We start from the raw sequence: 10,537 nt of genomic DNA on the forward strand, positions 1-10,537 counted from the left end.
GATGAGAAGATCAAATATACTTGAAATAACTGTTGGATTATTTGTGTTGGTTTTTACTATTTTTCTGGTTTGCTTTGCTGTTGATAAGCTATCTGACATAAAAAAAAGCTATAAGGATTGTTATAAAATATATGGTCTTTTTGCTAACGTTAATGGCATAGTAGTTGGTGATAGTGTCAAGGTTTCCGGCGTAGATATTGGAAGAATAACTGGCGTATCACTTGATAAAGCTACTTATGTAGCACGAATCGATATGTGCATAAGTAAAGACATAAAATTGCCAATTGACAGTTCAGCCCTAATAACTAGCAGTGGAGTTGTCGGTAGTAAATTTGTTAACATATCACCCGGGTCAGGTACTAAACTAATTTCGAAAGGTGGTAAAATAGAGTATACCCAAGCCGAAGCAAATGTTGGTGGAATAATAGACAAAATTCTTGGTATGTTCACAAAATAAGGCTCTTTCCCAGTTATTTGTAGCTGTTACCTAAGGAGAGAATGACATTACTCCTTTTTCATCCATGCTTGCGCTCTAGAAAGTTGCCACTTTTCCAAAGTGTGGATTACGATTTCAACCCTATGTTAAGGCGAATGGAATTACACCATTACGGTTTCATAACACCAGACCGCACCTTTCCATAATAATTAAATGTTATATTTTAACATAACTTTTATGCTTACTTACTTGATAAAATTCCAGAATTTTAGCGTCACGCGCTGAGATGGCACCACTTGCTGTAAAAGTAAATGTTTGTTTATGAATTGCTTTAATATTTACCAAACGAGAAAAAGGCAAAAGAAATCCCGTAGTAGAAGTTGCTCACTCTCTAATCCTGCAAATTGGCGTACTATACTGTCTTGAACGACTTATAAGCGCGTTTCAGCTTGTATAGGGAAAAACCTAGAAGTCTAGGTAAAATTAATAAAGACATAAGACGCAAACCGTGATACTTTCGTTGCTTAACCTGCACAGATTGAAGCTAAATAAATAGCTCCAGTGCTATAATAAGGGTAACGGCGAAGGTTGTCAAGTAGTTTTTTTGTTTTTGTTGGATGACATACACTGCTAACAAAATTTCTGGCTTTTTTGTTGTGTAGGGCTTATCATTTTGATTTAACTTTGGTGAGATTATGTCAGACCTTGCAGAAAGAATGTCACTAATAAAGCCATCACCTACGATTGCTGTAACCGACAAGGCAAATAGACTGAAAGGCGATGGGAAAAATATCTGTGTTTTAGCTGCAGGGGAGCAGGACTTTGACACTCCAGACCATGTAAAAAAAGCAGCTATTCAAGCAATAAACGAAGGTAAAACTAAGTATACTGCTGTTGATGGGACACGTGAACTAAAAGAGGCGATAATCAATAAGTTAAAAAGGGACAACAATCTCGAATATACATTTAATCAAATCTGCGTTGGTACCGGTGCTAAACAGGTGTTGTTTAACTTATTTATGGCAACGATTAACCCTGGAGATGAAGCTATAATTCCAGCCCCTTATTGGGTCTCATATGTTGATATGGTAAGTCTTTTTGGTGGTCTGCCGGTTGTGGTAAAGTGCAAGCAAAACTTCAAGCTAACACCAGAATTGTTAAAAAGCAAGATAACCAAGAAGACCAAGTGGTTGATCCTTAACTCACCGAATAACCCAGCAGGAATTGTGTATACATATGATGAACTGGAAGGCATAGCACAAGTATTGCTTGAATGTCCTCACGTGAACGTTGTTACAGATGATATTTATGAACATATAGTATACGATGAGAGGTTTTTTACTATTGCCCAGGTTGAACCGAGGCTTTACGATAGGGTTTTTGTGGTCAATGGGGTATCGAAAGCTTACGCGATGACAGGCTGGAGAATAGGTTATATTGCAGGTAAAAGTAATGTAATAAAAGCTATTTCTGCACTGCAGTCTCAGAGCACTTCTAACCCAAATTCGATAGCGCAGGCAGCAGCAGTTGAAGCTTTAAGCGGCGATCATGGTTTTTTGAAGGAAAGAACGAGAATTTTCAAGAGTCGTAGAAATTTTGTGTTAGAGAAGCTAAGTTCTGCTCCAGGACTATCAGCATCTACTCCGCAAGGTGGGTTCTATTTGTTCGTCTCTTGCGAAGGCTTGTTGGGTAAGAGCACAAAAAATGGTAAAGTAATAAATAATGACCTTGATTTTACTCAATACTTGTTGGAGGATCATTTAGTTGCCGTAGTTCCAGGAGTTGCGTTTGGCCTTGAAAATTTTGTCAGAATTTCTTATGCAACCTCTCAGGAACAACTAGAAATTGGATGCAACAGTATTATTAAGGCATGCGAAACACTAAGTTGACTTTCTGCATTCTCATGTGTAATGTTTTCGTATGTCAGTAGCAAGGAACTAATTTATGGCCTAGTAATACTTATTATTAGCTGGCTTACTTGAAATTGTGTGGACGACGGCGCTAAAGTATAGTGATGGTTTTGCACGCATTACGCCTGTGGTAATTATTTTAGTTTGTGCTCCTGCAAGCCTTTACTGGCTATCAGTAGCAATGAAGTCTATTCCCCTTGGAACATCCTACGCAGTTTGGACTGGTATAGGTTCTATAGGCGCAGCGGTGGTAGGAGTAATGTTTTTTAATGATTCAGTGAATTTTGGGCGTTTATTTTCTATTGTTTTGGTAGTGCTGGGTATTATAGGCTTAAAAGTGTTTACCAAATAAGCAACTAAAGGCTAGGTATGAAACATATATGCCGGGAATTGAGGTAAGTAGACGCTCATAAATTGTTTATTTTACCACGTCGAGAATATTTACTGAAGTCACCTCAGATTCTTTAATTTGTGAAGAAGGATGTCCTATTGATTGGGCAAGTATATTTCTGATGTTTAACTTATTTTCTTCATTTTGCTGGATTAAATTAATACCATTTATTTTTTTTCACCAAACCTTCTCATTCCTCCAGAGTCTTTAAATCACTTTCGTTGATATCATGTTTGCTAAATCCCTCGACGATTCCCTTTTTCGTTTGGTGTGTATCCAAAAATGTCTACACTTGCTGCTTAGCAATAGCGTGAAGTAATTTTTTATTGGATGTTAACTCTCCATATACACTTTCTAGACTAATGTCTAAATGTTTTGCTTTGCTTACAGCTAGCTTTATTGTCTCTTCTACTTTGCTTAAAAGTTCCCTATATAGTTTGTCATATCTGTTACCCGTATGAGCGGCAAACGTTTGCTTGATGTATTTTGTTAAGTAATTTTGTAGCGTGTTGTTTTTTGTGCTTGTACTCATTAGCTCACCTTTGCTTGACGTTATATTGGCCATTATACATGCGGAAAGGTTAATATTGAGTTAACTAGAACGTTTCTGATGCTAGGCTTTACTAAAAATTATATTATTTTAAATATAATTGTTCCCATTTTTAGAAATGCCCTCTTCGTGTTCAAGCAGATAGTGCCGGAAAATTTAGTTGATACATAGTTGCTTATTTGCTATGAATTTAACTATGCTAAGTTTTAGCAAATTAAAAATTTGTAAAAAGCTATTTTTTATAAGCCTATGATTTTGAATTTAAGGTGAGGTTGATGCTACAAAGAAACTTTTTAATATGGCTGCTAGCATCCCTATTCTATGCATACCAATACATATTACGCGTGATTCCGAACATAATCGCACCTGAATTAATAACAAAGTTTAAAATAAGTGTTACAGATGTTGGTCAATTCGGTGGGCTGTATTATGTAGGCTATACGGTTGCTCACATACCTGTTGGTCTTTTTCTTGACAGATCTGGCCCAAAACTTGTTTTGCCTATATGCACTATTTTAACATTTGTTGGAACACTACCGCTTATATGCTTCGATGAGCGGTATTACTTAATATTTGGTAGAATAATCGTTGGAATTGGATCGTCTGCTTCAGCAATTGGGATCTTTAAAGTTGCAAGCATGTATTTTTCACAAGAAAAATCAGCAAGAATGGCCAGTTTATCTATAATAATAGGGCTACTGGGAGCTATTTATGGTGGATTACCCTTGGACTTCTTACTTGATAAATTTGGTTGGGACTATGTTATTTATACTTTCTCAGCGTTTGGTTGTTTGCTTGCTTTGCTGTTATTCTTTGTAACGCCAAGCAGTAATACACAAGAGAGTGGAAGTGACAATGTACTTCAAGATTTGAAAACTGTGCTCTTCAACAAACATATCATTCTGATCAGCTTTTTTGGTGGTCTAATGGTTGGTCCATTAGAAGGTTTTGCTGATGGCTGGGCAAAAGCATTCTTATATGAGATGTATCAAATGACCGGAGATCTAGCGTCTTCGCTTTCTTCTCTCATGTTTATAGGTATGGGAGCTGGGGCATTCTTTTTGGCTTACCTGCTGGAAAAATGTCCAAACAGGCATTACGAAGTAATTATTGCGTGTTCTTTTGCAATGATCGCTAGCTTCCTTTTGCTTTTTACACGAGCTGGTGGCCTATATGTTGTGCTGCCTGCGCTTCTTGTTATTGGCTTTGCATCTGGATATCAGGTGATTACCATTTATAAAGCAATAAGTTATGTAAACAATAACTTGGTGGGCTTGGCTACGGCCGTATCAAATATGATAGTTATGGTTTTTGGCTATTTTTTTCACGTTGGAATCGCAAAAATAGTAGATTTGTATTGGGACGGAATGATAATACAAGGAAATCCTGTGTATGGTGCTGGATTGCTGGTAAAAGCAATATCGATTATTCCTATATGTCTACTCTTGGCTGCTTTTGGTTTTGTGTGGTTAAAAAAACGATCTTAAAATTGCTTGTAGCGAACATATATTTTAATATCATTGTGTTAAACGAAGTTTGATCTATGACAAGTGTTTCGGGAAAAATCTGCAGTCTTAAAAATGGTTTAAAGTCTTTTGATGACGAAATTTATCAATCTATAGAGAAGGAATTGCAGCGTCAAAGGTCGCAACTGCAACTGATTGCATCAGAAAATTTTGCAAGTAAAGCAGTGATGGAGGCACAAGGCTCTTTTCTGACTAATAAATATGCGGAAGGTTATCCAGGGAAAAGGTATTACTGTGGTTGTGAATATGTGGATGAGGTCGAAAGTCTAGCTATAGAGAGGCTCTGTAAACTGTTTGGTGTTAAGTTTGCAAACGTTCAACCTCATTCTGGTTCTCAGGCAAATCAAGCAGTGTTTGCTTCATTGCTTACTCCGGGCGATACGATACTTGGATTATCGCTAAGTTGTGGTGGACACCTAACTCATGGTGCAGCACCAAGCCTCTCTGGTAAATGGTTTAAGTCGATTCAGTATACAGTCAGCAAAGACACTTATCTGCTCGATATGGACGAGGTAGAAAAGCTGGCACTTGAGTATAAGCCAAAACTGATCATAGCTGGTGCTTCCGCTTATCCAAGAAAGATAAACTTCAAGCGTTTTCGTGAAATCGCGGATAAAGTTGGTGCGTATTTGCTTGCTGATATTGCTCACTATGCGGGGCTTATTGCAGCGGGCGAATATCCATCACCTGCTGGATATTCGCATGTTATGACTTCTACGACTCACAAAACTCTTCGTGGTCCTAGAGGTGGGGTAATAATGACGAATGATGAAACGTTACATAAAAAAATTCAATCAGCAGTTTTCCCAGGGCTGCAAGGTGGGCCGCTTATGCATATAATAGCTGCAAAAGCTGTTGCATTTAAAGAAGCATTAGCGCCAGAGTTTAAAACTTATAGCAAAAAAGTTGTGGAGAATGCGAAAGTGCTAGCTCAAGCGCTGCAAGAGCATGGATTGAGCATTATAACCGGTGGCACTGACTCTCATATAGTGCTAGTTGACTTAAGAACACAGAAATTGACCGGAAAAGACGTTGTAGATAGCCTTGAAAGGGCTGGTATTATCTGCAATAAAAACTCTGTACCATTTGACACAGAGAAGCCAACCATCACTTCAGGGGTGCGTTTTGGCACTGCTGCTGAAACAACACGTGGACTTGGGGTAGAAAATTTTAAAGAAATAGCAGACTTAATAAATGAGATAGTTCAAGGACTAATCAGCAAAAATAGCTTAAATATCGAAAAAACAGTGAAAAGTAAAGTTGAAAAGATTTGTAATGATTTTCCTATTTATTAACTTTAGTAATTTATATGGTGTCATCCAAGTAACTATAGAAACGGATTAAATGCAAAATTTACTTGACAACCTTCGCCGTTACCCTTATCATGTTATTGGAGCTATTTATTTAGCTTCAATCTGTGCAGATTAAACGACGAAAGTATCACGGTTGGAGTCTTATGTTTAATTTTTTGCACTATGTGCACCTCATGTCTTTATTAATTTCACCTAGACTTCTAGGTTTTTCCCTATACAAGCTGAAATGTGCTTATAAGTCGTTCAAGACAGTATAGTACGCCAATTTGCAGGATTAGAGAGTGAGCAACTTCTACTACCGGATTTCTTTTGTCTTTTTTTCTCATTTAGTAAATTTTTTAATATTTATAGCTAAAGCAGTTTAAGAGTACACAAAAAACGCCAATATTAAAAATATAGCTGGTTCAATTTGCTCAAACTTTCTTGTCTAATTTGAGCTTTTGCTTAAAAACAACCCCAGAAGGCCAGGGCAAAAGCCTCGACTCTGGAGGTTATAAGTGCGAAAAAAAAGATTAAATAATTAACGAACGTCAATTTACCCACTTATTTGAGGACAGATTGCTGACATCTAAAGGTCCATGCTCATTAACAAGACCACTGGGTTTTATATACTCAGGACTAGTTGGAGTAACTCCTAGCTTTTTCATTTCCGCTTCAACAATTTCAACAAGGTATGATTTACAATAATGACTACTATCAAGTTTAACAGAACTTGATATAGATTTTGCTACTTTTATCACCATCGACACATCAAGATAGCCTCTTTTATTTGTAAACATGCCTATCAATATATGATACAATTCTTTTCTTGTTTGTTCATCAGATACCAAAGGAAAAAACAACTTATCACAAAACGGCTTATTTTTGTCTGATGTATGTTGCTGCTCACGCTGGTGGAGTGAGTACCATAACGATTCCAATTTTTCACATTGCTCGAAAATACAGAGTTCTGAATATAGCCCTTTCCTCTCGCAAGTAGAAGAAAGAATTGAGTACAGTTTCTGTCTACCCTCATGAGAAAAAAACAACGGCAATATTTTCTGTTTCGATTCTTCATTATTATTAAGAGGCAAACTACCTATGAACTCCAACAGGATACATTCTTCTAGAGAATAACAACTATCATCTAACGATTCACTTGAGCTTTCCATAACATCTACAGATTGTAATGGATCTGGTTCAAAAGATAAACCACTACCCTGCCCAGACATTGAAGGACCAGGATTATTCTTTGCATCAGCTGCTGGAACAGCTACCACCGCTCCTTCTGTTCCTGGCTGGGGCAGAGGCACTGGATAAGACACTGAAGAAGCGTGCCTGGGAGACTCCGAATCTATTCTTGAACTTGGCCCAAGATCAGTTGCAAATTCAAAATGTCCAGTTCTTCCATTATACGTAATCGGAGACTGCATAATTTCAGGAAGTAACTGAGCAATTCCTTTATTAGAGATAGCATAAACTGGATTTTCACAATTAGTAACGTCTGGATCTGCAGTCTTCTCTCTAATATTACTTACCAAATTTTTATATTTTGCATTAATTTCGTACATATCCCTGCATTTTAAAGATTCAAGCTGACCATTACGTGTTTTTACTAAGGGTATCAAAACAAAATTATTACCATCCTCTATTTCCTTTTTGTCGGTAAAAATATCATATCCATAAGCATCAACTGATTTCCCTGTGTGTTTAAAAATTAGGCTGCTAAAAATATCTTTTAAATTTTCAACTTTAGAATCTTCCTCACCTGGAGTTCTAAAATCAAAAGCTGCTTCTTTTTTAACATATTCTGCTATACTTCTGACTACCGTATCATTAATATCCTTCTTAATATACAACATATCATCTTTATAATGATAAAAATCCGAGTTCTTAAGGCCACACGCTCTTAATCTTGAGTTAAATTCTTGAATATACATCTCTTTAAACACTTCAAAAGTCTCTGAATCGTATCCCTCCCTTTCAAAGTATCCACCGTTAAAAGCTATACAATATAGATAGTCTTTCTTTAAAGAATTAGATTCATCGAATGCTCCTATTCTAACAGTCCTTCTTACCCACTCATGACCTTTTTTCTCCGTTATTCCTACTTCTTTTTTCAAAAGTGCAATCACTTTCAATTTTACAGCTCTCCTAAACTCATTAACTAAATGTATCTTCAAGTTACGGATTACTTCACGATTTGTAGAATCTGCAAGCTTTACTTCTACTACACCTTTATGTACATTACTTCTTTTCTTGTGAGGATTAGCACCAAAAACAAATGGAAAACAGTTTAAGTTATAATATTCTTACCTATCTTATAACCTGCATTGATAATACTATTAAAATATATGTTTTTCGCCTTTATCATCAAACCAAAGATTCATATAAATCTTGAAAGGCGTCTTTAGCATTAGCTCCTGCTCCATTTAAGATGCTGGACATATTACGTTTAACTTTATTCTCATATATAATGTCGAACATATTTTGTCCTTTATCTGTATTTAAAAATTCTCTTAAGGCATCTGTTTTTACTTCGCCAACTATGGCTTGAATAAATTTATCTTTTTCATTGAAGAAGCTAGTACTATGTGGTCTTTTTGGTAGTTTATTATTTTCATTAATACTATCCGTTAAAGCCTCTACACCTTTATTGCTATGCATATCAAGAAATCTATTGTTGACCTAGTATGAAAATATAAGCAAATCAAACGTACTTCTGTTGTTATTTGAATTAGCCTTCCTTCGAATAAATCATTACTAGCTTATTAGTATAACACTAAAAACCTAAACAATGCAACCATTTCCAACAACACAAGACAGCAAGTGTGAGGGCTTTTCGTTCTGGAGTCGGTTGGTAAGCGTATTCGTCTTGCCCAAAAACTTGATGCTGCTGCTAAAAGAGGCAGAGAGCAGAAGGTTGAAAAGCAGAAAAAATTGATACGGCTAAAACTGACTTAAAGCCTGCGTCTCTATAGATGTTATTGCTGAAATCACCAGCCTTTCGGTAGATGAAATAAAACAACTTCAAGAAGAAATAGCCTAGCGGTGCCATGGTGATCTTTGTTGATTCTTTACTGTTACACTACTTAAACCAGACTTAGGTTTATCATCTGTTCCTCTAGTAGTTTTTGACAATTGACTTTTATTTTCTGCACTGCCCAGTATGTTTACAATTTCCGTGTGCCTACTTTCTCTAGGGTAATCCAAAGGTGTTTTACCATCATTGTCCTTAGCATAAATATTAGCCACTTCCTTTATCAGAAACTCTACAACTCCTAATTTACCTGCGTTTACAGCACAATGTAAAGTCGTATGACCATTCTTTTCCGTGTATGTGTCATCAACGTTTACTCCCTTACTTAGAAAAAACTTTACAATCTCTTGATGCTCTTATATAGAGGCAGCATGCATAAGTCTTATGCCATAAGTATTTTCAGCATAGATATTTGCTCCTTTACTTACCAGAAACTTCACATCTTCTAGATGGCCTTTCTGTATAGCATAGCATAACGGTGTAATGCCTTTTCTATCAGTATCATCAATACCAACACCCATTTCTAAGGAAAAATTCTACAACGTTTGCATGACCTTTCCAAGCTGCAGTATGTATAGGTTTTTTACCATTGGTAGCATCTTTTGCATGAATGTCGGCTCCTTCATTAATCAGGAATTTTGCTGCTTCTAAATTACCATTCCACGCTACATAATGCAGTAGTGTCCAACTGTTTCCGTCAGTATCGCCAACCCTCATACCCTTGCTCAGAAAAGTCTCATAATACCTGTATTACCTTCCCTAGCAGCAATATGTATGGGTTTTCTGCCGCAAACAGTATCTTCAGGATGAATGTTAGCCACGTTATTTATTAGATACTGTACAACCCTCGAGCTACCACCATAAGCAGCATGATGTAGTGATGTCCAGCCATTTTTGTCAGCACTATTTATATTAACTCCCCTCTTTATAAAGTATCTCACCACTCCTAGTTCACCATTTCTAGCAGCATCATGTAAAGCATCGCTATCTTTAACGCTGAGGTTAGTAAGCTCTTCCTCCAAATCTCTATCACCTATGCAGAAACATGCTCTTTCAATCCTATCTGAGATGCTTTCAGGTGGATCTTGACCCCATCCAGAATATAAAATCCTACCATAGTCTCCAATCTTCCTAGCCAAAGTTGAACACGTTTTAGATTGCTCTAGAAACATTTCTTTTTTATCTGGATCAACCAATACATAATGGTACAAACTCTTATCAACTATGTTTTTTAAAAATTTTTTATTTGTATGATTTTGCAACTTTACCCAGTCATATGGGCAATAAAAACCCGTTTGTTATAGAAAATAGATTTTATATCAAACAGCTACCGCAGCAATTTTTACTTAAGCCAATGAATATGTGAATAAGTACTTTAAGTCTGTGTGAACG

The 10,537-nt window shown here is 36.5% G+C and carries 11 protein-coding genes and 1 pseudogene; 5 read left to right on the forward strand and 7 right to left on the reverse strand.

Annotated elements, in window-relative coordinates; translation table 11 throughout:
- The first annotated feature begins 1 nt into the window (after nucleotide 1).
- The 3 genes and pseudogenes from mlaD to AB6N09_RS03695 all read left to right on the forward strand — a co-directional run.
- On the forward strand, nucleotides 2–457 hold the full coding sequence (gene mlaD, locus AB6N09_RS03685; protein ID WP_411131594.1) for an outer membrane lipid asymmetry maintenance protein MlaD: 456 nt from the start codon (nucleotides 2–4) through the stop codon (nucleotides 455–457).
- Nucleotides 458–1,131: 674 nt separating this feature from the next.
- Nucleotides 1,132–2,325, forward strand: coding sequence for a pyridoxal phosphate-dependent aminotransferase (locus AB6N09_RS03690; RefSeq protein ID WP_411131595.1), 1,194 nt, complete (start codon nucleotides 1,132–1,134; stop codon nucleotides 2,323–2,325).
- A 79-nt stretch (nucleotides 2,326–2,404) separates the two neighbouring features.
- Nucleotides 2,405–2,698, forward strand: a pseudogene (locus tag AB6N09_RS03695) (DMT family transporter); the annotation flags it as partial.
- A gap of 325 nt (nucleotides 2,699–3,023) precedes the next feature.
- On the opposite strand, the gene AB6N09_RS03700 reads toward AB6N09_RS03695, so the two are convergent.
- Complete coding sequence (locus AB6N09_RS03700) at nucleotides 3,024–3,269, reverse strand: hypothetical protein (RefSeq protein WP_411131597.1); 246 nt, start codon at nucleotides 3,267–3,269, stop codon at nucleotides 3,024–3,026.
- A 293-nt stretch (nucleotides 3,270–3,562) separates the two neighbouring features.
- Here AB6N09_RS03700 and AB6N09_RS03705 point away from each other — a divergent pair, with 293 nt between their 5' ends.
- Together AB6N09_RS03705 and glyA are read left to right on the forward strand one after the other, a co-directional pair.
- Nucleotides 3,563–4,774 (forward strand): MFS transporter, encoded by a 1,212-nt coding sequence (locus AB6N09_RS03705; protein ID WP_411131598.1) that lies wholly within the window; start codon nucleotides 3,563–3,565, stop codon nucleotides 4,772–4,774.
- A 56-nt stretch (nucleotides 4,775–4,830) separates the two neighbouring features.
- Nucleotides 4,831–6,108, forward strand: a complete 1,278-nt coding sequence (gene glyA / locus AB6N09_RS03710) for a serine hydroxymethyltransferase (RefSeq protein ID WP_411131599.1) — start codon at nucleotides 4,831–4,833, stop codon at nucleotides 6,106–6,108.
- A 548-nt stretch (nucleotides 6,109–6,656) separates the two neighbouring features.
- Here the strand turns inward: glyA and AB6N09_RS03715 are convergent.
- The 6 genes from AB6N09_RS03715 to AB6N09_RS03740 all read right to left on the reverse strand — a co-directional run bounded on the left by AB6N09_RS03715 (nucleotide 6,657) and on the right by AB6N09_RS03740 (nucleotide 10,407).
- Nucleotides 6,657–8,288, reverse strand: coding sequence for a hypothetical protein (locus AB6N09_RS03715; protein WP_411131600.1), 1,632 nt, complete (start codon nucleotides 8,286–8,288; stop codon nucleotides 6,657–6,659).
- Nucleotides 8,289–8,478: 190 nt separating this feature from the next.
- Nucleotides 8,479–8,772: a hypothetical protein gene (locus AB6N09_RS03720; protein WP_411131601.1), complete on the reverse strand. Its 294-nt coding sequence runs from the start codon at nucleotides 8,770–8,772 to the stop codon at nucleotides 8,479–8,481.
- 378 nt (nucleotides 8,773–9,150) lie between these two features.
- A complete protein-coding gene (locus AB6N09_RS03725; protein WP_411131606.1) occupies nucleotides 9,151–9,489 on the reverse strand; it encodes an ankyrin repeat domain-containing protein in 339 nt (112 codons plus the stop codon).
- Nucleotides 9,490–9,501: 12 nt separating this feature from the next.
- Nucleotides 9,502–9,666, reverse strand: a complete 165-nt coding sequence (locus AB6N09_RS03730) for an ankyrin repeat domain-containing protein (RefSeq protein ID WP_411131602.1) — start codon at nucleotides 9,664–9,666, stop codon at nucleotides 9,502–9,504.
- On the reverse strand, nucleotides 9,650–9,862 hold the full coding sequence (locus tag AB6N09_RS03735) for an ankyrin repeat domain-containing protein (protein WP_411131603.1): 213 nt from the start codon (nucleotides 9,860–9,862) through the stop codon (nucleotides 9,650–9,652). The genes AB6N09_RS03730 and AB6N09_RS03735 overlap by 17 nt, the downstream gene beginning before the upstream one ends.
- An 8-nt stretch (nucleotides 9,863–9,870) precedes the next feature.
- Complete coding sequence (locus AB6N09_RS03740) at nucleotides 9,871–10,407, reverse strand: ankyrin repeat domain-containing protein (RefSeq protein WP_411131604.1); 537 nt, start codon at nucleotides 10,405–10,407, stop codon at nucleotides 9,871–9,873.
- Between the last annotated feature and the right edge of the window lie 130 nt (nucleotides 10,408–10,537).

This window comes from Wolbachia endosymbiont of Tettigetta isshikii (assembly GCF_041154185.1).
In the GTDB taxonomy this organism is placed as follows: domain Bacteria; phylum Pseudomonadota; class Alphaproteobacteria; order Rickettsiales; family Anaplasmataceae; genus Wolbachia.

Excerpts from the sequence above, each read along its gene's own strand:
- mlaD (WP_411131594.1), top strand. The coding sequence starts at position 2 with ATGAGAAGATCAAATATACTTGAAATAACTGTTGGATTATTTGTGTTG.
- glyA (WP_411131599.1), top strand. The coding sequence starts at position 4,831 with ATGACAAGTGTTTCGGGAAAAATCTGCAGTCTTAAAAATGGTTTAAAG.
- AB6N09_RS03705 (WP_411131598.1), top strand. The coding sequence starts at position 3,563 with ATGCTACAAAGAAACTTTTTAATATGGCTGCTAGCATCCCTATTCTAT.
- AB6N09_RS03700 (WP_411131597.1), bottom strand. The coding sequence starts at position 3,269 with ATGAGTACAAGCACAAAAAACAACACGCTACAAAATTACTTAACAAAA.
- AB6N09_RS03735 (WP_411131603.1), bottom strand. The coding sequence starts at position 9,862 with ATGAGGGTTGGCGATACTGACGGAAACAGTTGGACACTACTGCATTAT.
- AB6N09_RS03720 (WP_411131601.1), bottom strand. The coding sequence starts at position 8,772 with ATGCATAGCAATAAAGGTGTAGAGGCTTTAACGGATAGTATTAATGAA.
- AB6N09_RS03690 (WP_411131595.1), top strand. The coding sequence starts at position 1,132 with ATGTCAGACCTTGCAGAAAGAATGTCACTAATAAAGCCATCACCTACG.
- AB6N09_RS03730 (WP_411131602.1), bottom strand. The coding sequence starts at position 9,666 with ATGGGTGTTGGTATTGATGATACTGATAGAAAAGGCATTACACCGTTA.